Here is a 19,104-nt window from a genome sequence, read left to right on the forward strand (position 1 = left end):
CCGCTGTTTCAGGGCTGTCAGGGCTCAGGGCAGAACCTTGAGGTCTTTGACGAAGGCGGTGGTGTAGGTCTCGGTCAGCTTGACCTTGGCGGGGTCGATGAGCTTGGCGTCCACCAGGAAGTCGTAGCTGGCCTTGGCGCGCGCGTCGGTCATGATGCCGATGCCCATGGTGGCTGCGTCGCCCCCGGTCGCCATGCCCATTTCCTTGAGCTTGGCCACGCTGTAGGCGAGCTGCTCGTCAGTCATGTTGGGGTTGTCTTTCTTGATGAGCGCGTTGGCGGGGGCCGGGTCGGCCAGGTAGCTCTTCCAGCCTTCCATCGACGCCTTCACGAACGAGGCTACGGCGGCGCTGCGGTCCTTCACCGTCTTTTCCATGCACGAGATGGTGGTGGCATACGCTGGGTAGCCCTGGTCGCTGAACATCAGCGTGTTGGCCTTGACGCCCGCCTTGGCAATCGCAAACGGCTCGGATGTCAGGTAACCCTGCTGGGCGGAGTTCTTGTCAGCGACAAAGGGCTGGATGTTGAAGGTGTAGGGGCGGGTCTGCGAATCGGTGAAGCCGTACTTGGCCTTGAGCCAGGGCCAGTAGCCGCGCTGGGCCGACGACGCGATCAGGATGGTCTTGCCCTTGAGGTCTTCGAATTTCTTCACGTCCTCGTGCGCGATGAGCACCTGCGGGTCCTTCTGGAACACGGCCGCCACATTGACTACGGGCACGCCGCCTTCACGCATCTGGATCATCTGCAGGTCGCTCGACCCCATCACGCATTCGGCCTGGCCGGCGGCCATCATCTGCACGATGTTGACCTGCGGGCCGCCCATCTTGATGGTCACATCCAGCCCGTACTTTTTGTACAGGCCCGTAGCCACCGCCTGGTAGAAGCCGCCATGCTCGGCCTGCGCATACCAGTTGGTCATGTAGGTGAACTTTTCCTGCGCGTGGGCCTGCATGGTGCCGACGGCACCAACAGCGAGCAGCGCGGCTGCACCAAGTTTGGAAAGGCGGGAGGCGGTCTTCATCATGGTGGTACTCCGGTAGGGTGGTGGAGGTGGAACGAAGGGACAACGAAGGGGAAGGCGAAAAGGTTTTGCGGTGGCGTTCGCAGGTTTCAGGCCAGTGCGCTGGAGTGCTCCACGTGGCCGGTGTGATGGGCGCGGCCCCAGGTGGGCTCAGCGCGCGGTGCCCACTGCAGCTTGTGCAGCTCGGCAATGGCGGCGGCCCAGCTCACGGCCAGCGAGTCGAGGATGGCGTGCCCTTGTTCGGCCGTGGCGGGCAGCGGGTCGCCAATGATTCCGCTGGGGCCGAAGTCGCGTGCACTCCAGGCGCAGGCCGGGCGGCCGTCGGGTGAGAGCAGGGGCGAGTCAAAAACGGGCGGGTAGTTGACTACCGCACGCTCCATGTGCACGGTGTCGGGGGCCAGCGCCAGCATCAGTGCGGTTTCGGCATGACCGGCGTGCATGGCCAGGCGTTTTTCCTTGTCGGAGAGGAACTTGCCCGCCACATGCGGCACACGCCAGGTGAAGCTGGGCACGACGATGAAGTCGCCATGGCGCAGGCGCAACTCGCGTGCGCACATCTCCATCACCTGCGGCTGGCCGCCGTGGCCGTTGACGAACAGCAGCTTGCGAAAGCCCGCGCGGTACACCGACTCGCCCACCTCGTTCATGGTGGCCAGCAGGGTCTCGCCGCTGAGCGTGACGGTGCCGGGAAAGTGCAGGTGCTCTTCGGACTTGCCGTAGGTGATGGGCGCCATCGCGAACGCAGGCACATCGGCCGGCAGGCGCGCCAGCGCATGGCCCACCACACCCGCGCTGATCACCGTGTCCACCGCACAGGGCAGGTGCGGGCCGTGCTGCTCGGTGGCGCCCGTGGGCAGCACGATGACGGTGTTTTCCTTGTCGGGCAGGTCGGCGATCTCGGTCCAGCTCAGGTAAGGCAGGTAGCGGTGGGGCGGGTTGTAGCCGTGCAGCATGAAAGACTTTCGTGAAGGTGTTGGGGGTGTATCAGCGCTGTGGCAGATAGGCCGTGGCTTCGACCTCGATCAGGATGTCGGGCGTGGGCAACATGCCGCTCACTTCCACTACGGTGGATGCGGGGGGCTCGCCGGGGAAGAACAGCTTGCGCACGCGGCTGTACTGCGGGAAGTGGTCCAGGTTCTTGAAGTACTGCACCAGCTTGAACACGTCGGACATCTGGCCGCCTGCGGCCTCGATGGTCAGGCGGATGCGGTCGAGCACGTACCAGCTCTGCGCGAGGATGGGGCCCTCCTTGATGTCGCTGCTGAACTCGCCCGTGCGGCCAATCAGCGTGGCGGCCTCATGCGGGATGTCGTCGTAGCCACGCACGATGCGGCTGGCGGCAGGGTCCACGGCAATGATCCCGCTCAGGTAGATGAAGTCGCCTGCGCGGCGCCATGCGGCGTAGCGGGCCAGGGGCTGGGCGATACCTGGCGCAGATGTGGGGCTCATGCGAGGCTCCTTGTGGATTGGGTGGTTGGCACATGCCAGGCAGCCGGTGCATGGCCGCTGGCGACGCGGCCCTGGCGCAGCACCACACGGCTTTGTGCGCGCGATGGAAAGCCCCAGTGGTCAGCCTGCGTGAAGACCAGCAGGTCAGCCACCGTGCCAGGCTGCAGCGGCAGCGCCGTGGTGCCAGTGCGGCCGGTGCACAGCCAGTCGGCGCGGCACAGCGATTCGCTCCATTGGTCGAAAGGTGCATCCAGCTGCGCAGCCAGCACACCCGTGGCCAGGGCTTCCAGCGGGTCAAAGCTGCCCACGGGGCAGAACGGGTCTTGCACGTTGTCGCTGGCGACCAGCACCGGGATGCCGCGTGCACGGGCCTCCTTCACCAGCGTCAGACCACGCTGGCGCGGCGTGCGGCCGGTGGTGGCGTCCTGCAGCAGCAGGTTGGTGATGGGCAGCGTGACCAGGGTGATGGGGCTTTGTGCCACGGCATCGAGCGTGGCGAGGGCCGTGGCCTCGTCCTGTGCGGCCAGCGCGCAGGTGTGGCCGCAGACCACATGGCCTTCGAAACCCAGCTCCTTGAGCAGTGCGGCCGTGGTCGCCAAGCCCTGGGCGCCGGGGTGCAGTTCTTCGTCCACATGCAGGTCCACGTTCAGGCCGTGGTGTTGTGCGGCTTCGAACAGGTGGCGCAGCGCCTGCGGGTCCCAGTTGGTGGAATGCACAAAGCCGCCCAGCAAGGCACCAGGGCCGCTGGCGGCCACGGTGGCGGCAAGCTGCATGGCGGCGCTGCGGTCCTTATACAGATGCAAGGGGATCAGGCTTACGCGCTCCAGCGTGATGCGGTCGGCCCAGTCGTGGGCCAGTGCGTGCAACACGTTCCAGGCCAGCGGCTGCGCGTCGGGCTCCCACCAGTCGCAGTGGGTGCGCAGGTGGACGGTGCCTGCGTCGTAGGCCCATTGCAGCGCGCGGCTGGCGCGGGCGTGGATGTCGGCTTCGGTCCAGCCCTGGCGATCCACCATCATGGCCTCGATGGCGCCCAGCAGGCCGGGTTTGACCTCTCCCATGCGCGGCAGGGTGAAGGCCTTGTCCAGGTGGGTGTGCGCATCGACCAGGCCGGGCAGCACCAGCGCGCCTGCCACGTCCCACACAGCGCCGTGTAGCGCAGGCTGGGTGCCGTGGGGCAGCACTTGCACGATGCGGCCCTGGGCCAGGCGCAGATCGGCCAGTGCGGGCTGGTGGCCCTGCTGCGGCCACGCGGAGGGCAGCAGCCAGCGCGGCAACCGGGCGCGCAGGATGTGGTCGGGGGTGTTGGATGCGTGCATGCCGTGGCCCTTAGAACGTTGTCTTATGCAAAGCGCGCCATGGCCTGGCCCACGCGGGCCTTGAAGGCCGCCAGCCGGGGCGGTGTGGCCACGTTCATGTGGTAGTAGGCGTGGTAGTCCACCCGCGCCTTGCCGCCCGTGAGCAGGCGCATGTAGCGGGTGATGGACTTGCGCGGCGGGTCGCCCATGAACAGGGCCGTCCAGCGGGGGCGCCCGTAAGTGACCACGGCTGAGATGCGCTTGATGTGCGTGAGCGAGGGCTTGACGTTGTGCGGATCGCTGATGTCAAAGGCCACGCCGGGCATGAGCACGCGGTCAAAAAAACCTTTGAGCATCGCCGGCATGCCAAAGCACCAGGTGGGAAAGCAGAAGACCACGGCTTCGGCCCAGAGCAGGCGGTCCACATAGCCCTGCACGGGCAACTGGTTGCTGGGCACCTCGTGGTAGCCCAGGCGCTCCTCGCGGGTCATCACGGGGTTGAAGCCCTCGGCGTACAGGTCGCAGTCGTCCACCTCATGGCCCGCGCCGCGCAGCTGCTGCACCACCTCGGTGTGCAGGGCTGCGTTGTAGCTGGTCTCTACCGGGTGGCAATAGATCACGAGGATGCGCATGGCGGGGGTCCTTCGGGTTGTGGGGGATGGGCCTACAGGTCCAGCGTGAGCGTGGCGCTGTGGCTGCGCGCGCAGCACACGGCGACGTGGGTGGCTTGCTCTGCAGCGCTCAGGCAGCTGTCGCGGTGGTCGGGTTCGCCGTCCAGCCAGCGGGTCACGCAGGTGCCGCACACGCCCTGCTCGCACAGGGTTTCCAGCGGTACGCCAGCGAGCTGCAGCACATCGGCCATGCTCTCGCCGGGGGCGACGGGCAAGCGCATCTGGCTGCGCTGCAGAATCAGCTCGAACGTGTGTTCTGTGCGGGCGGCGTCGGCGGTGTCAGGGGCTGTCTGCATTGTTTGACCATGTGATTTGATCGATTGGTCAAACTATTGCAAAGGCTGTGCCAGCCACAAAAAGCGGTCAAACGTCTTTGTGGTGGATCAACGTGGCCTTGTTGCGACCGATTTGCGCCGCTTGCTGGTGCGCATCACGCCCCGCAGGCCCTCTGGCGCGCAGACCATGCCCAGAAATGGGCATGGGGCTTTAGTCTGGTGCGAGGCCGCAGCCCAGCAGCACAAAGCTGGTGAGTTCGTGCACGATGGGCTCGCGGTCGATGGGTTCATCGGGCGCCAGGCCCAGCATGATGTGCACCTGCACGCCGTAGTCGGCGTAGTGCTGCGTCATGCCCCAGATCTGCATGAGCAGCAGTGTGGGGTTGACGGCGCGCATGCGGCCTTCGGCGATCCAGCGGTTGATGAGGTCCACCTTCTGCTGGGTGGACTTGACGGCCACGGGCCAGTATTTGCCCAGGTTGCGCCCACCGCCCAGCACCTCGGTGGTGAAGATGCGCGACAGGCCCGGGTTGTCCAGCGCGTAGTCGAGCTTCTTGCGCACGTAGCTGCTCAACACCTTCTTGGGATCGTCGCTGTTGCTGTCAAAAATGAAGGCCCCCGACCAGCCGTTGAGCACCGAGTACAGCAGCTCTTCATACAGCTCTTCCTTGCTGCTGATGTAGTAGTGCAGCTGGGGCTTGGTCAGGCCCGCGCGCTCGGCAATGGCCTTGGTGGATGCCCCTTTGAACCCGTGGCGGCTGAACTCGGCAATGGCCGCTTCGCGGATGGCGCCCAGGATGCGTTCACGGCCCTGTTTGGCGCGGCTGAGCAGCGCGCCGGAGGCGGCTTCGGCTTCGGATTCGGTCATGGCTTTGGTGCGAGGCATGGGGGACGGGCGATGGCAGAGTGTGCGCTGCAGATTCTGCCCGCGCAGCAACGGGTCAGACTTTCCAGAACCCGATATGGGGTGCGCTGGCTTCTTCGACCAGCGCCGGGCCGATGCATTCGATAGCGTGGGGCGACGCGGCAAACACGTCGCGGCACGACAGCTCGGCGTCGCGCTGCTCGGCTCGCTCGCCCCGGAACACGCGCAGGCGCTCGGCGTCAATGCCAAACACCACGCGCCCGATGCCGGACCAGAAGATGGCGCCCGCACACATCACGCAGGGCTCGGCCGACGAATACAGCGTGGCCTTGGCCAGGGCATCGCGCCCCACGCGCGGACTGAGCTGGCGCACGGCATTGGTCTCGGCGTGGCCGGTGCAGTCGCCGGTCTCGGTGGTGTTGCAGTAAGCCTCGGCCAGCAGGCGCCCTTCGGCACTGATGACCACCGCACCAAACGGGCGGTTGCCGCGCGCGCGGGCCGTGCACGACCACGCGATGGCCTGGCGCAGGTAGGTGCCGTCCGTGTCGTTGATGGGGGTGGGGTCGTCAAAGCTGGCTGGGGGTGCAGACATGAGCGCGTGCATGGTGTAGGTGTCTCCGTCGATGGTGGGTGGGTGGCTGTCGTTGTGCAACGCCGGACTGTCTGCACGCCCGCCGTTGTGGTGCAGGGCGCTATGCATTTGGCATGCCAATCACAATCAGTGACATGTATGCATGGCTTTTGATGCGCTGTACACAAGTGCTCGCAGCCTGCGTGACACACAAGCAAGGCGCCGTGGGCATTCTTCTTGCATCGGTTTTGGCAAGAGTAGAAGCGTTCACTGCGTTGCCCCCTGTGTGATCCGGCACGGGGCGATGCCAGTCGGAAATTGCTCTTGAAGCCCGCTGTGCACACAGCGGTGTGCGTTGACACATCGTGGCTTCAAGGGTTGAAAGGACGGCCGCCGCAGGCGGTGTCACCCACTCTTGAAGCACCCAGCGGGAGGGCCTTTCTTCCTTCCACTTGCCTTCAGGAGAACTGCATGACCACCACCGCCACCTACGACCTCGCCGAGCTGCAAAAAGAAACGCGCATGGGCGCGATGGGCTCGGAAACCGCGAGCCGCGAGATCCGCCGCATCGACCTCAGCGACTTTGCGCAGCGCAAGATCGAGATTGCCGACCAACTGTGGGACGCCGCCGTCGATGTCGGCTTTTTCCAGATCGTGAACCACGGCATTGACCTGGCCGAGGTGCACAACGCCTTTGCAATGACCGAGCGCTTCTTTGCGCTGCCGGATGCCGTGAAGGCGCAGTACCCGCTCAAGAAAGCGCTGAATGTGGGCTGGGAGAGCCGCGCGCAGGTGCGCCCCTCCACCGGCACACCAGACCAGAAGGAGTCGTACCAGATCACCTGCCCACACATGGCGGGCCTGTGGCCCACCGACGAGGAGCTGGCGGGCTTTCAGGCCACCATGCTCGCCTTCGAAGGCCAGTGCTGGCAGGTGGCCATGCAGGTGCTGTCGTGCTTTGCGTGGAAGCTGGGGTTTGACGAAGCCTTCTTTGCCCGCGCGCACGACCCTGCGCAGGCCAGCTACCAAAGCACCTTGCGCCTGCTGCACTACTTTGCGACCCCGCCCGAGCAGCAAGCCCACCTGGGTCTGTGGCGCGCCGGGGCGCATACCGACTTTGATTGCCTGACCCTGCTCTTTCAGCGCCAGGGTCAGGGCGGCTTGCAGGTGTGCCCGGGCAAGGAGATGGACACCCAAGCCTGGACCTCGGTGGAGCCCGACGAGCAGGCCATCACCTGCAACATCGGCGACATGCTGATGCGCTGGAGCGACGACCAGTTGCCCAGCAACTTCCACCGCGTGAAGAACCCGCTGCCCGGCGAGTACATGGGGCCGCGTTACAGCATCGCCTTCTTTGCCCAGGCCAACCGCGATGCCATCATCGAAGGGCCGGGCAAGAAGTACCCCGCGATTGCCGCTGGCGACTACCTGAACCAGCGGGTGGCGGCCAACTTCAAGGCCTATTGAGGCGCGATGGATGGCTCAGGGGTGGGCGTTGGTTCACCCCGCTCATGCTTTGGCGGGCACCGCCGTCGATAGTTTGGCCGGGTAGGGGCGGCTCAAACAACGTTGCGGGGCACGCCCACAGCGCTCACCCGGAACACGTTGTCTTCCGGGTCCGCCAGCACAGCCTGCCATTGGCCGTAATAGGTGGCGTAGGGTGGCTTGATGATCTGCCCGCCCAGAGCTTTTGTCTTCTCGCTGGCAGCGTCCACGGCATCTGGCATGTCCAGCATGAAGGTGGCGTAGCCTGTCACGCTGCGTGGTGACGGCAAGGTGGCACCGGGCTGCCGGTCAGCCAGGCCCAGTAGGGCATAGGCCTCGGGGGCGTTAATGCCGAGCTGGAAGTGCTCGGTCTCCACCGCCCGGTAGATGGCCGAGCGCGTCCCCGGCGCCTCGGGCAACTGCAGCAGGGCTTGATAGAACTGCAGTTGTGCCTCGATGTCCTGGCACAGCAGGTTGAACCAGAGCCTCATGCCATCACCTCTGCGCTGGCCGGGGTGGTGGATGTGGTGGTCTGACCCAGGCCGTAGGTCTTGCGGTACATGGCCTGCAAGTGCTCGCCCACGGTGCAGGGTGCAAAGCGCGGCGACTCACCGGCAGGCACACAGGTGGGGACGGGGACTACCTGGGCCTCGTAGTCGGGCGTGTAGAAAAAAGGAATGGAGTGGCGCGGTGCGCCCCCGCTGTGCACGTTGCGCACGCGATGCGGGTTGGACCGGTACAGCCCGTTGGTCCAGCGCGGAATCATGTCGCCCAGGTTCACCACCAGCGCGCCCTCGATGGGTGTGGCGGCCACCCATTCGCCGGTGGGCAGCTTCACCTCCAGCCCGCCATGGTGGTCCTGGGCCAGCAGGGTGATGGCGCCCCAGTCCGTGTGCTCGCCCGCGCCAAAGGTGAGTGCTTCGGCGTTTTCAGGATGGGGTGGGTAGCGCAGCAGCCGCAACGTGAGCATGGGGCTCTGGTGTGTGTGGTCGAAGTAGTCCTCGGGCAGGTCGAGCGAGAGAGCCAGCAGCTGCATCAGCCGCAGGGCCAGTTGCCGCATGGCGGCGATGTAGGTGCGGCTTTGGGTGGCCAGCTCGGGCAACCCCTCTGGCCATTGGTTGCTGCCGTAGGAGTGGTAGCCGCGCTGCACGTACGGATGTTCGGCAGCGTAGTCCAGCCCGCAGTAAAAGCTCTCCTTGAGGTCTGGCCGTGCGCTGGCGTCCAGGGTCTGCCCGCCCAGGCTTTCGTAGCCCCGCATGGCGGGGGAGTGGTGCAGCGAGATGGCTTCTTTGGATGCGAGTGGCAGGTCGAAGAACTGCTGCGCCAAGGCAAACTGGCGCGCAATGACGTCCTGCGGCACGCCGTGGTGGCGCACGTAGAAGAACCCTGCGCCCATGCAGGCCTGGCGTAGTTGGGCGGCCACGGCCATTACGGCAGGGCTGCGCGGTGCGCCCGGCTGCAGGGCGCCGCTGAGGTCGATGAGGGGGATGCCCATGGATTTCCCCGGGTCAGGCTTTGAGCTTGCGGTCGGCGGCCGGGGGCAGGAAGCGGTCGGTCCAGATGTCGGCCACCGCCAGGCTGCTCTTGAGGCCGAAGGCGGCCACGGTCTCATCGATGGTGGCCTGCAGGCGCGCAGGGGTGGCAGCGCCCCAGCCGTTGGTGCGTGTCTCAGCGGTCTTCATGGTGCCGTCCACGATGAGCTGCAGGCGTTCGAACTCGATCTCTTCATGGGCCAAGGGCTCGCGGGCCTTGATGGCGGCAGCGCCGGCGCGCGGGTCGGCAATCGCATCGACCCAGCCGCGCGTGGTGGCCTTGACGAAGGCCTTCATGGCATCCGGGTTGTCCTGCATGCTCTTGGCGTTGGCGATCAGCCCGTTGCCGTAGGACTTGAGGCCGTAGTCCGAGAAGCGAAACACCGTGATCTGATCCGGCGTCAGGCCGCGCGCCTTCAGGTTGAGCAGACCGGTGAAGAAGAAGTACGCCGCCGCGTCGAAATCGCCTTTGACGAAGCGTGTGTCGCCGATGTCGGGTGCCACGTTTTCCCATTTCACGCCGCTGCCATCAAAGCCCTGTGCCTTGGCAAAGGCGGGAAAGAGCTTGCGCGAAGCGTTGAAGGGCTGGCCCAGGATGGTCTTGCCCGCCAGGTCGGCGGGCTTCTTGATGGCGCCGTCCTTGCGTACCATGACCGAGTTGGGGTTCAGGTCGTACTGGATGGCGACCGCTGCCAGCCTGGACTGCGGATTGGCGGTGTTGAACTCGATCATGGTCGAGAGGTCGGCCGATGCCACGTCATACGCACCGCCCGCCACCAGGCTGATGGCCGAGGCAGACCCGTTGCCGGTGTCGATGGTGACATCGAGGCCCGCATCCTTGTAATAGCCCCGCTGCTGCGCCAACAAAAAGCCTGCGCCCGAGGCCTCGATCTTCCAGCCCAGGTTGAACTTGAACTTCTGCAGATTGCCCTGGGCGCGCACAAACGGTGTGGCAGACAGAAGGGCGGCGGCGCCGGTGGCGCGGATGAGGGAACGGCGTTGCATGGTGGAGCACTCCTGGTCGTTGGCGGATAACCACGGGGGAGTGAAAAGCCAGGCTTCACACCCCTCCGGACGGGGTGCATGCAATCAACCGACAGGGCGCTGGGGCTGCAAGGTGGGGGCAGCGGCCTCCTGAAGACGCACAGTCCTGCGCGCCCGTGGTGGCGTCAGTCCATTGCATGCTTCAAGAGCAATTTCCGGGCGGTGGCCGCTGAACGCTTCTACTCTTGGCTTCGGCGTATTTGCAGGATCTGTGCCATGCGATCCCATCGTGTGGGCTATACCCGAACACCCTTGCGCGCCACACCATGGTGCGCCCTGCACCAGCGTCAGGCGTGCAGCGGCAACTGTGGTGCGGGGTAGGTTTTTACAGCCAGGGCTTGAGCCAGCCCAGCCCGTCGCTGGTGGCGTGGGCGGCAGCGCCACGCGCGGGGCGGTATTCGCAGCCAATCCAGCCGTCGTAGCCCATGCTATCCAGCAGCTTGAACAGGTAGGTGTAGTTGATCTCGCCCACATCGGGTTCGTGGCGCTCGGGCACACCGGCAATCTGGAAGTGGCCGACGTTGCCGGTGGGCAGGTACTGGCGCACCTTCATGGCCAGGTCGCCTTCCACGATCTGGCAGTGATACAGGTCCATCTGCACCTTCACATTGGCGGCACCGATCTCGGCGATCAGTCCATGGGCTTGGTCCTGGCGGCTCAGGAAGAAGCCAGGCATGTCGCGGCCGTTGATGGGCTCCAGCAGGATCTGGATGCCATGGGGCGCGGCCTGCTCGGCGGCGTAGCGCACGTTGGCGATGTAGGTGGCGCGCACGGCGGCGGCGTCTGCCCCTTGGGGCACCAGCCCGGCCATCACGTGGATGCGGGGGCATTGCAGCGCCTGGGCGTATTCAACCGCCTTGGCAATGCCTTCGCGGAACTCGGCCTCACGCCCGGGCAGGCAGGCCAGCCCGCGCTCGCCAGCGTCCCAGTTGCCGGGCGGGGCGTTGAACAGCACTTGCTGCAGGCCGTTGGCTTGCAGGCGTGTGGCCAGTTCTTGCGCCGGGTAGGCGTAGGGAAAGAGGTACTCCACCGCCTTAAACCCATCGCGGGCAGCGGCGGCAAAGCGGTCGAGAAAGTCCACGTCGTTGTAGAGCATGGACAGGTTGGCGGCAAAGCGGGGCATGAAATGTTCCTGAAAAGAGAAGATCAGCGGCGCGGTGCGCTGGTGAGCACCTGTGCCAGCCGGTCTTGGTAAAAGCGCGCCAGGCCCACCGTGCTGTGGCCGAGGGTGTCGGCGCTGGCAGGGATCACGTAGGCCTGTGCGTGCGGGATGCGGGCGATGGCTTTGTCCAGCACGCCCAGCTCGGGTGGGTTGCGCTCATCGTCTGCCGAATTGATGGCCAGCACGCGCGCGGTGATGCGTTCCAGCCCGGGCTCGGGGTCGTAGTCGCGTGATGCCTCCCACTGGTAGATGTGGTCGTTGGCATCGCCACGGAAAGGGGCTTTGAGGCGTTGCTCCACCAGCGCATCGGCCGCAGCGCGATTGGGGGCCAGCTTTTGCAGGCCCTGGTGACCCCCGTTGGTGCCCGTGCCAAAGAACACCGACGCGAACTGCAGGCTGCGGGGCTGGCGGGTGTAGTTGCCGCCCTGCCATTCGGGGTCGTTGCGGATGGCATCCACCAGCAGGCGGCGCATCATCCAGTTGCGGCCCGACATGGCAGCGGGCAGCGAGGCCATGGGCACGGCGATGTCCATGAAGTCGGGATAGCGCTGGGCCCACACCCAGGTGTGCATGCCGCCCATGGAGTTGCCGATGATGGCGCGCACATGGCGCACGCCCAGGTGCTCGGTCACCAGGCGGTACTGGGCCTGCACCATGTCGTCATAGTTGTAGGCCGGAAAGGCAGCGCGCAGGCCGTCAGACGGCTTGCTGGAGCGGCCGGTGCCGATGGCGTCCGGCAGGATGATGAAGTACTTGCGCGCATCCAGCGGCTGGCCGGGGCCAAACAGCGTGCCTGCAAAGCCGGGCGTGAGCATGCTCTCTGCCGAGCCATTGGTGCCATGCAGCACCAGTACCGGCTCGCCTGTGGGATCACCCACGGTGGAGTAGGCCAGCTTGAGTTCGGGCAGGGTCTGGCCGGTGTGGAAGCGGAAATCCTTGACGACCCACTCGCCGTGCTTGGGGGCGGGGTAGTCCGCAGCCGATGCACCGCCAGTGGCCAGCACGCCCAGCAGCATGGGAGCAAAGGCTTTGCGCCAGAAAGAAAGGGTCATGGTTTGTCTCCTTGTATGTGTTCTTTCATCCCCGCGCCATGGGCACAGCCCGTCCGTTACCAGTGGGCACCAAAGCTCTGGCGCAGCTCCTCGATCTGGGGCTCAGTCAGTGGCGCAGGGCGGGGCTGGCACAGCATCCATAAGCGCGCGGTTTCTTCCAGCTCTTCCAGCACGGCCATGGCGGCGGCGGGCGTGTCGTGCCACACGTTGGGCCCCAGGCGCGCCAGCATCACGGCGCGCACAGGGCTGCCCTGTGCGGCATAGCGGGTGATGGTTCGCGCCACCAGTGCTGCCGCTGCGGCATCACCCGGGCGGTGGTAGGGGATGTGCGGCACGCGGCCCACCTTCATGACGAAGTAGGGCGTGATGGGGGGCAGCAATTGCGCATCGGGCGCCAGCTGGCCACCTGCAGCGGTGTCGGCTTGCAGCGAGTAGCCCACCAGGTGCGTGCTGTGCGTGTGGATCACGCAGCGCGCGGGGGCTGCTGTCGATGCCGATGCCTCGTAAATCTGCCGGTGCAGCGCAATGGTCTTGCTGGCCCGGTCGCCTGCCACCTGCTGGCCCTGGGCGTCCAGGCGCGCCAGCCGCTCGGGCTGCAGCGTGCCCAGGCAGGCGTCGGTGGGTGTGATGAGGTAACCATCGGCCAGGCGCACGCTGATGTTGCCTGCGGTGGCGTGTACATAGCCCCGCTCAAACAGGCTGCGGCCCACGCGGCAGATTTCGTCGCGGGCCTGGCACTCATCCATGAAGGCGGGGGTAGAGGTCATGCCTGCAATTGTGCAAAAGCCTTGGTGAAAAAGTCGGTGCTGCCAAAATTGCCCGACTTCAGCGTGATGTGCAGCCCGTCCTTGGCGTCGGGGGCCACTGCATGGCACCACGGCACGCCGGGGTCAATCTGCGCGCCAATACGCATCTGCGTGATGCCCAGTACCTGCACGCAGGCGCCGGATGTTTCGCCACCCGCCACGATGAGCTGGCGCACATCGCGCTGCACCAGGCCGCGTGCAATGGAGGCAATGGTGTCTTCCACCATGGCTCCGGCTTTCTCGGAACCCAGCTTGCCTTGAATGGCGCGCACGGCCGAGGGCTCGGCGGTGGAATACACCAGCACCGGGCCGTTGCCAATATGGCTTTCGGCCCAGGCCAGCGCTTCGGCGGCCACGTCCACCCCTGCGGCGATGCGCAGCGGGTCGATGGCCAGAGCGGGCTTGCCCGCCTTGATGAAATCCATCACCTGCTGGTTGGTCGCCACCGAGCAGCTGCCCGACACGATGGCCTGCAGGCCCTGCGCGGCAGGCAGGCGGGCGGCCTCGTTGCTGGGGGCCACACCAAAGTTGCCCGGCATGCCAATGGCCACGCCCGAGCCTGCGGTGACCAGCGGCATGCCCTTGAGGGCAGGGCCCAGGCGCATCAGGTCGGCGTTCGACACCGCATCCACCACGGCCATGCGCACGCCCTCGGCCTTGAGTTGATCGATGCGTGCGCGGATGGCGGCCTCGCCCTGTGCGACCACGCTGTGGTCGATCAAGCCCACGCGGCTGGGTGTTTGTGCCTGCAGCACGCGCACCAGGTTGGGGTCGGCCATGGGCGTGAGCGGGTGGTTCTGCATGCCGCTTTCGTTGAGCAGCACATCGCCCACAAACAGGTAGCCCTTGAACACGGTGCGCTTGTTGTCGGGGAAGGCGGGCGTGGCGATGGTGAAGTCGGTGCCCAGCGCCTGCATCAGCGCATCGGTCACGGGGCCGATGTTGCCTTCGGCCGTGCTGTCAAAGGTGGAGCAGTACTTGAAATAGATTTGCTCGGCGCCCTGCGCCTGCAGCCACTGCAGCGCGGCCAGGGACTGGGAAATCGCTTCGTCCTTGGGAATGGTGCGCGACTTGAGTGCGACCACGATCGCATCGGCCTCGGTATCCAGCGGTGCCGTGGGCACGCCCATGGCCTGCACCACGCGCATGCCGGCGCGCACCAGGTTGTTGGCCAGGTCGGTCGCGCCGGTGAAGTCATCGGCAATGCAGCCCAGCAGTGCTCGTGCGCGTGTCATGCCTTGTCCTTCCCTTCGGGGAGCGTAATGCCGGGGAAGATCTTGATCACGGCGCTGTCGTCTTCCTTGGCAAAGCCTGCGGTGGAGGCTTGCATGAACATCTGGTGTGCGGTGGCGGCCAGCGGCAGGGGGAATTTGCTGGCGCGTGCGGTGTCCAGCACCAGGCCCAGGTCTTTCACAAAAATATCGACGGCCGACAGCGGCGTGTAGTCGCCCGCCAGCACATGGGCCATGCGGTTTTCAAACATCCAGCTGTTGCCCGCGCTGTTCGTGATCACTTCATACAAGGCGCTGGCTTCCACGCCTTCGCGCAGGCCCAGGGCCATGGCTTCGGCGGCCACGGCAATGTGCACACCGGCCAGCAGTTGGTTGATGATCTTGACCTTGCTGCCCGCGCCCGCCTTGTCGCCCAGGCGGTACACCTTACCGGCCATGCCGTCGAGCACGGCGTTGGCCGCGGCATAGGCCTCTGGCTTGGCCGAGGTCATCATCGTCATCTGGCCCGACGCTGCCTTGGCTGCGCCGCCGGAGATAGGCGCGTCCACATAGTGCAGGCCCAGGGCGTTCAGGCGCGCTTCCAGTGCCACCGACCAGTTTGGGTCCACCGTGGAGCACATCACAAAGGTGCTGCCGGGGCGCATGGTGCTGGCTGCGCCGCTTTGGCCATCGTCGCCAAACAGCACGCTCTCGGTCTGCGCGGCGTTGACCACCACCGACACCACCACATCACTCACCGCTGCCAATGCAGCGGTGGTGGCGTGTGCCGTGCCGCCGTCGGCCACAAAGGCATCGGCCACGCCGGGGCGCACGTCGCACACGTGGATGGTGAAACCGTTGTTGCGCAGGGTCTTGGCAATGCCAACGCCCATGGCGCCCAGGCCGATGATGCCGACGGTGGGTTGGGTCATAGTGGTGTCTTTCTAGAGCAAAGAGGAAAAATCAGGCAACGGCCACCCACAGCAGGGCAGTCAGGGCAAAGCCCGCAAGGCCCAGCACGGTGGTCAGCACGGTCCAGGTGCGCAGGCCATCGCCCACGCTCAAGCCCAGGTAGCGGGTCACGATCCAGAAGCCCGAATCGTTGACGTGCGACAGGCCCAGGCTGCCAAAGCCAATGGCAACCGTGAGCAGCGCCACTTGCAAGGGGGAATACCCGCCACCCGCCATCGCATCGGCCAGCAGCCCGCAGGTGGTGATGATGGCCACGGTGGCCGAGCCTTGGGCAGCGCGCAGGGCCAGAGAGATGATGAACGCCAGCAGGATGAGCGGCAGATGGGTAGCGGTGAGGCTTTGCGACAGCGCAGCGCCAATACCGCTGGCCGTGAGCACCTTGGCAAACACGCCGCCTGCGCCCGTCACCAGGATCACGGTGGCAGCAGGGGGCAGGGCGGATTCCATGATGGCGTTGGTGCGCTCGCGGTTCCAGCCCTGGTTGCGGCCCAGCAGAAACATCGCCAGGCCCACGGCCACCATCAGCGCAAAGATGGGCGAGCCGATGAAGCCCAGCACGTTGCGCAGGTTGTCACCCTTGGGCAGCAGCGTGGCGCCGGTGGTGCCCGCCATGATGAGGGCCAGGGGAATGATGATCAGCGCCATGATGGTGCCCACGCTTGGAGCAGCGCTTGCTTTGCTGGTCTTGCTGTCTTCGCTGTTGCCAAAGGCCGCAAACTGCTCGGCCGTGGTGGGCAGCATGGGGTAGCCCTTGCGATTGAGCCAGCCCGCCACGACCTGCGACAGCGCCGCCAGCGGGATGCAGATGGCCAGGCCAATGATGGTGATCCAGCCAATGTCGCCCTTGACGATGGCCGCCCCGCCCACGATGCCGGGGTGCGGTGGCACCACCACGTGCGCAGCCAGCATGATGCCCGCCACGGGCAGGCCGAACTTGATGGGGTTGACGCCCGCTGCCTTGCAAAAGCCGTAGACGATGGGCACCAGGATGATGAAGCCCACGTCAAAAAACACCGGGATGGCCAGAACCAGCGCTGCGGCCGTGAGGGCCATGGGCACCCGTGTGGGGCCCAGCAGCTGCGTGAAGCGGTTGGCCAGGCTGGCCGCACCGCCCGAGACCTCGATCATGCGCCCCAGCATGGAGCCCAGCGCCACCAGGATGGCCACCGACCCCAGCGTGCCGCCCATGCCCGCAATCAGCGTGCTGATGATGTCGCCAATGGGCATGCCCGTGGCAAACGCCACCAGAAAGCTCACCAGCATCATCGCCACGAAAGCGTGGACCTGCCAGCGGATGATGAGCAACAGGAGCAGGCCAATGCTGCCGGCGCCGATGCCGAGAAGTGCGAGGGTGGACATGAACGGGGTATCTCCGGGATGGAAGGGGGCAGGCCCAGACGGAGGCCGCTGAAAACGGCCTGTTGAGGAAGGCTGGGCGCACCCGGTTTGATCTGTTTATATGGTTATCATACAAATTATTGCGATCTGTACTCCTACGGGTTAACCCGCGTGTGCCAGTGCGTGGAGAGGGTGGGTGACGCGCTTTTGAGGCATTTTGGTGCTCCAGCGCTAGTGCAATATGCCTGAGTAGCTACCAAATAGATAGCAAATCAACAATGCGGCCGGGGTGCAAGCCCCGCCGCCGCCATGCCACAGGCCTCACACGGATGCGTGCTATGCCGCTAACGCAGACGCGCTCAAGCCCGTCGCGCAGGCATCTCTGCGATGCAGCTCAGAACACCAGCGGTGTAGATGCCGCCACCAGCGGCTGGGCCAGCCGCGCGCCGTCCTGGGCCCAGAACGACAGGTCGGCCTGCTCGATGCGGGCGAGTGCATTCTTCATGTGCTGGGCTGCAGCCGCCCGCGCAGCCACCGGGTCGCCCGCCTCGATGGCGCGCACGATGTGGGTGTGCTCGTGGGTCACCGCATCGGCAAAGTCGGTGCGCCGCGCCTCGTTGGCGCGGGTCACACGCGTGGCGCCTTTGAGAAACTGGGCCAGATAGTCCAGCGTGCTGATCATGAACGGGTTGCCCGCCGCCTGGGCAATGGCGCGGTGGAATAGCACGTCTTCTTCCACCCCATCGCGGCCTGCGCGCACGGCGTCTGCAATGTGCTGCATGGCGGCGCGGATGGCGGCCATGTCGTCATCGGTGCGGCGCAGGGCCGCCAGCTCGGCCACCTCGGCTTCGAGCGCACGGCGCACTTCCACAATCTGCATCACCGCCTCGCGCGATGCGGCAAGGGGCACATCAAACTGCAGCGGCTCGATGCCCGGCGCCAGCACATACACGCCACTGCCCTGGCGAGAGTCCACCAGCCCCAAAGACTTGAGGCGCGAGATGGCCTCGCGCACTACGGTGCGGCTCACCTGGAACTGCTGTGCCAACACGGCCTCGGTGGGTAGCTTTTGCGCTGCCTGGATGCGGCCCGCGCGGATCTCGGCCTCCAGCGCGCTGGCCACCTGGTCGGAGAGCTTGGCGCTGGGTTTGACGGCGGAGAAGGGCGAAGACATGGAATGGGTGGCGCGGGCAGTGGGGGGCATGAACGCGTTGCCGGGTGGTGCGGGCAGGCGTTGGGCGCAATGGACTTTACCCGAAGGGCGCTGTGCCGGAAGGGTTTGTTGACTGCTCTACTTAGGCGCCGGGCAGGAGTCGTCCAGCTTGGCCAGGCCCGCCAGCTTCTGCAGCCGGCTGCGGTTGTCCAGGCAGGCCTGGTACTGCGCCTCGGCCGCCTTCTGCTGGGCCTGCGCCGCCGCCTTGCTGCGCTCGGCTTGGAGCTGGGCCACGCGCTCGCGGATCTGCGGCATCACGGCCAGCGCGGCCTTTTCGCCTTCCACGATGGCATTGGCGCGCTGGCTGAAGTCGGCGGCACCGATGTCCAGCACCTGCGGGCGGACGATCACATCGGCCCGCGCCAGCTCTGCCTGGCCCAGCTTCTGGCCCATGATGGCAATCGACTGGTTCAGCGCGCCCAGCATGTTGCCGGGCGTCTGGCCCCGGGCCTTGTTGGAGATGTCCACGGCAATCACGATGTCGGCACCCAGCTGGCGTGCGGCATCCACCGGCACGGGGCTCACGATGCCGCCATCCACAAAGTGGTACTTGCCGATGGTGACGGGCTGGAACACGCCCGGCACGCTGCTTGATGCGCGCACGGCCTGACCGGTGTTGCCGCGTGCAAACACAGTGCGCTCACCGTCCTCCAGTCGGGTGGCGACGACAACAAAGGGCTTGGCCATCTGCTCCAGCGGTTTGCGGCGCACCTGCTCGTTCACATAGTCTTCCAGCTTCTGCCCCAGCACCAGGCCGCCGGACGAGAGCTGCAGGTCGCGGATCTTGGCTTCGTCCAGCGCCACGGCCTTTTCCTGCATCTCGAAGGCATTCATGCCGCTGGCATACAACGCGCCGACCACGCTGCCTGCGCTGGTGCCCGAGACCACGGCGGGCGCCAGGCCGTTGGCCTCCAGCATCTTGATCACGCCAATGTGCGCAAAGCCCTTGGCCGCACCCCCGCCCAGGGCGATGCCGATGCGGATGGGGGGCGTGGTGGATGGGGTCGCTGCGACCGGGGTGGCATCGCCCGCCGCTGGCTGGGTCGGCGCGGTGCCGCCGCATGCAGACAGACCTGCTGCGGCCCCAAGGGCCAGAAGGCACAAAAGATGGGTCAAGCGCATGCGGTGTGATCCTGCTGTCGT

20 protein-coding genes are annotated in these 19,104 nt (G+C 66.0%); 1 reads left to right on the top strand and 19 read right to left on the bottom strand.

The annotated features are described in order from the left end of the window. Positions 1–24 precede the first annotated feature (24 nt). The 8 genes from ACT531_RS07605 to ACT531_RS07640 all read right to left on the bottom strand — a co-directional run bounded on the left by ACT531_RS07605 (position 25) and on the right by ACT531_RS07640 (position 6,167). Complete coding sequence (locus ACT531_RS07605; protein ID WP_476017031.1) at positions 25–1,023, bottom strand: ABC transporter substrate-binding protein; 999 nt, start codon at positions 1,021–1,023, stop codon at positions 25–27. 86 nt (positions 1,024–1,109) lie between these two features. Further along, complete coding sequence (locus ACT531_RS07610) at positions 1,110–1,973, bottom strand: creatininase family protein (RefSeq protein ID WP_108498306.1); 864 nt, start codon at positions 1,971–1,973, stop codon at positions 1,110–1,112. Positions 1,974–2,004: 31 nt separating this feature from the next. After that, positions 2,005–2,469 (bottom strand): RidA family protein, encoded by a 465-nt coding sequence (locus ACT531_RS07615; RefSeq protein ID WP_476017032.1) that lies wholly within the window; start codon positions 2,467–2,469, stop codon positions 2,005–2,007. Next, positions 2,466–3,785, bottom strand: a complete 1,320-nt coding sequence (locus tag ACT531_RS07620) for an amidohydrolase family protein (protein WP_476017033.1) — start codon at positions 3,783–3,785, stop codon at positions 2,466–2,468. The genes ACT531_RS07615 and ACT531_RS07620 overlap by 4 nt, the downstream gene beginning before the upstream one ends. Positions 3,786–3,808: 23 nt before the next feature. Then, the gene (locus ACT531_RS07625) at positions 3,809–4,396 is read right to left on the bottom strand and encodes an NAD(P)H-dependent oxidoreductase (protein ID WP_044398955.1); all 588 of its coding nucleotides are present in this window, start codon (positions 4,394–4,396) and stop codon (positions 3,809–3,811) included. Between the two features lie 32 nt (positions 4,397–4,428). Continuing rightward, positions 4,429–4,731: a 2Fe-2S iron-sulfur cluster-binding protein gene (locus ACT531_RS07630; RefSeq protein WP_476017034.1), complete on the bottom strand. Its 303-nt coding sequence runs from the start codon at positions 4,729–4,731 to the stop codon at positions 4,429–4,431. Positions 4,732–4,921: 190 nt separating this feature from the next. After that, a complete protein-coding gene (locus tag ACT531_RS07635; RefSeq protein WP_476017035.1) occupies positions 4,922–5,578 on the bottom strand; it encodes a TetR family transcriptional regulator C-terminal domain-containing protein in 657 nt (218 codons plus the stop codon). A gap of 73 nt (positions 5,579–5,651) precedes the next feature. Next, the gene (locus ACT531_RS07640) at positions 5,652–6,167 is read right to left on the bottom strand and encodes a nucleoside deaminase (protein WP_369750496.1); all 516 of its coding nucleotides are present in this window, start codon (positions 6,165–6,167) and stop codon (positions 5,652–5,654) included. A 450-nt stretch (positions 6,168–6,617) separates the two neighbouring features. Here ACT531_RS07640 and ACT531_RS07645 point away from each other — a divergent pair, with 450 nt between their 5' ends. Further along, complete coding sequence (locus ACT531_RS07645) at positions 6,618–7,613, top strand: isopenicillin N synthase family dioxygenase (RefSeq protein WP_476017036.1); 996 nt, start codon at positions 6,618–6,620, stop codon at positions 7,611–7,613. Positions 7,614–7,705: 92 nt separating this feature from the next. Here the strand turns inward: ACT531_RS07645 and ACT531_RS07650 are convergent, their stop codons facing one another. The 11 genes from ACT531_RS07650 to ACT531_RS07700 all read right to left on the bottom strand — a co-directional run bounded on the left by ACT531_RS07650 (position 7,706) and on the right by ACT531_RS07700 (position 19,083). Then, positions 7,706–8,122 carry a VOC family protein gene (locus ACT531_RS07650; protein ID WP_476017037.1) on the bottom strand — a complete coding sequence of 139 codons (417 nt, stop codon included), beginning with the start codon at positions 8,120–8,122 and terminating at the stop codon, positions 7,706–7,708. After that, entirely contained in the window at positions 8,119–9,126 is a 1,008-nt protein-coding gene (locus ACT531_RS07655; protein ID WP_476017038.1) for an isopenicillin N synthase family dioxygenase, read from the bottom strand. The genes ACT531_RS07650 and ACT531_RS07655 overlap by 4 nt, the downstream gene beginning before the upstream one ends. Positions 9,127–9,139: 13 nt before the next feature. Continuing rightward, positions 9,140–10,168, bottom strand: a complete 1,029-nt coding sequence (locus tag ACT531_RS07660) for an ABC transporter substrate-binding protein (protein WP_476017039.1) — start codon at positions 10,166–10,168, stop codon at positions 9,140–9,142. A 364-nt stretch (positions 10,169–10,532) separates the two neighbouring features. After that, entirely contained in the window at positions 10,533–11,330 is a 798-nt protein-coding gene (gene otnI, locus ACT531_RS07665) for a 2-oxo-tetronate isomerase (RefSeq protein ID WP_476017040.1), read from the bottom strand. A 23-nt stretch (positions 11,331–11,353) separates the two neighbouring features. Then, complete coding sequence (locus ACT531_RS07670) at positions 11,354–12,421, bottom strand: alpha/beta fold hydrolase (RefSeq protein WP_476017041.1); 1,068 nt, start codon at positions 12,419–12,421, stop codon at positions 11,354–11,356. Between the two features lie 56 nt (positions 12,422–12,477). Then, the gene (locus tag ACT531_RS07675) at positions 12,478–13,167 is read right to left on the bottom strand and encodes a class II aldolase/adducin family protein (protein WP_476017328.1); all 690 of its coding nucleotides are present in this window, start codon (positions 13,165–13,167) and stop codon (positions 12,478–12,480) included. 17 nt (positions 13,168–13,184) lie between these two features. Continuing rightward, positions 13,185–14,462: a 3-oxo-tetronate kinase gene (gene otnK, locus ACT531_RS07680; RefSeq protein WP_476017042.1), complete on the bottom strand. Its 1,278-nt coding sequence runs from the start codon at positions 14,460–14,462 to the stop codon at positions 13,185–13,187. After that, a complete protein-coding gene (gene ltnD / locus ACT531_RS07685; RefSeq protein WP_476017043.1) occupies positions 14,459–15,370 on the bottom strand; it encodes an L-threonate dehydrogenase in 912 nt (303 codons plus the stop codon). The genes otnK and ltnD overlap by 4 nt, the downstream gene beginning before the upstream one ends. A 31-nt stretch (positions 15,371–15,401) precedes the next feature. Then, the gene (locus ACT531_RS07690) at positions 15,402–16,769 is read right to left on the bottom strand and encodes a GntP family transporter (RefSeq protein ID WP_476017044.1); all 1,368 of its coding nucleotides are present in this window, start codon (positions 16,767–16,769) and stop codon (positions 15,402–15,404) included. A gap of 373 nt (positions 16,770–17,142) precedes the next feature. Then, complete coding sequence (locus ACT531_RS07695) at positions 17,143–17,922, bottom strand: FadR/GntR family transcriptional regulator (RefSeq protein WP_476017045.1); 780 nt, start codon at positions 17,920–17,922, stop codon at positions 17,143–17,145. A gap of 117 nt (positions 17,923–18,039) precedes the next feature. Then, positions 18,040–19,083 (bottom strand): patatin-like phospholipase family protein, encoded by a 1,044-nt coding sequence (locus tag ACT531_RS07700; RefSeq protein ID WP_476017046.1) that lies wholly within the window; start codon positions 19,081–19,083, stop codon positions 18,040–18,042. Positions 19,084–19,104 lie beyond the last annotated feature (21 nt).

The organism is Acidovorax sp. DMC1, from assembly GCF_056314325.1.

Coding starts and splice junctions, on each gene's coding strand:
- ACT531_RS07660 (WP_476017039.1), bottom strand. CDS start 10,168: ATGCAACGCCGTTCCCTCATCCGCGCCACCGGCGCCGCCGCCCTTCTG.
- ACT531_RS07695 (WP_476017045.1), bottom strand. CDS start 17,922: ATGTCTTCGCCCTTCTCCGCCGTCAAACCCAGCGCCAAGCTCTCCGAC.
- ltnD (WP_476017043.1), bottom strand. CDS start 15,370: ATGACCCAACCCACCGTCGGCATCATCGGCCTGGGCGCCATGGGCGTT.
- ACT531_RS07615 (WP_476017032.1), bottom strand. CDS start 2,469: ATGAGCCCCACATCTGCGCCAGGTATCGCCCAGCCCCTGGCCCGCTAC.
- ACT531_RS07625 (WP_044398955.1), bottom strand. CDS start 4,396: ATGCGCATCCTCGTGATCTATTGCCACCCGGTAGAGACCAGCTACAAC.
- ACT531_RS07620 (WP_476017033.1), bottom strand. CDS start 3,785: ATGCACGCATCCAACACCCCCGACCACATCCTGCGCGCCCGGTTGCCG.
- otnK (WP_476017042.1), bottom strand. CDS start 14,462: ATGACACGCGCACGAGCACTGCTGGGCTGCATTGCCGATGACTTCACC.
- ACT531_RS07610 (WP_108498306.1), bottom strand. CDS start 1,973: ATGCTGCACGGCTACAACCCGCCCCACCGCTACCTGCCTTACCTGAGC.
- ACT531_RS07650 (WP_476017037.1), bottom strand. CDS start 8,122: ATGAGGCTCTGGTTCAACCTGCTGTGCCAGGACATCGAGGCACAACTG.
- ACT531_RS07655 (WP_476017038.1), bottom strand. CDS start 9,126: ATGGGCATCCCCCTCATCGACCTCAGCGGCGCCCTGCAGCCGGGCGCA.
- ACT531_RS07690 (WP_476017044.1), bottom strand. CDS start 16,769: ATGTCCACCCTCGCACTTCTCGGCATCGGCGCCGGCAGCATTGGCCTG.
- ACT531_RS07635 (WP_476017035.1), bottom strand. CDS start 5,578: ATGACCGAATCCGAAGCCGAAGCCGCCTCCGGCGCGCTGCTCAGCCGC.
- otnI (WP_476017040.1), bottom strand. CDS start 11,330: ATGCCCCGCTTTGCCGCCAACCTGTCCATGCTCTACAACGACGTGGAC.
- ACT531_RS07645 (WP_476017036.1), top strand. CDS start 6,618: ATGACCACCACCGCCACCTACGACCTCGCCGAGCTGCAAAAAGAAACG.
- ACT531_RS07700 (WP_476017046.1), bottom strand. CDS start 19,083: ATGCGCTTGACCCATCTTTTGTGCCTTCTGGCCCTTGGGGCCGCAGCA.
- ACT531_RS07640 (WP_369750496.1), bottom strand. CDS start 6,167: ATGTCTGCACCCCCAGCCAGCTTTGACGACCCCACCCCCATCAACGAC.
- ACT531_RS07670 (WP_476017041.1), bottom strand. CDS start 12,421: ATGACCCTTTCTTTCTGGCGCAAAGCCTTTGCTCCCATGCTGCTGGGC.
- ACT531_RS07675 (WP_476017328.1), bottom strand. CDS start 13,167: ATGGATGAGTGCCAGGCCCGCGACGAAATCTGCCGCGTGGGCCGCAGC.
- ACT531_RS07630 (WP_476017034.1), bottom strand. CDS start 4,731: ATGCAGACAGCCCCTGACACCGCCGACGCCGCCCGCACAGAACACACG.
- ACT531_RS07605 (WP_476017031.1), bottom strand. CDS start 1,023: ATGATGAAGACCGCCTCCCGCCTTTCCAAACTTGGTGCAGCCGCGCTG.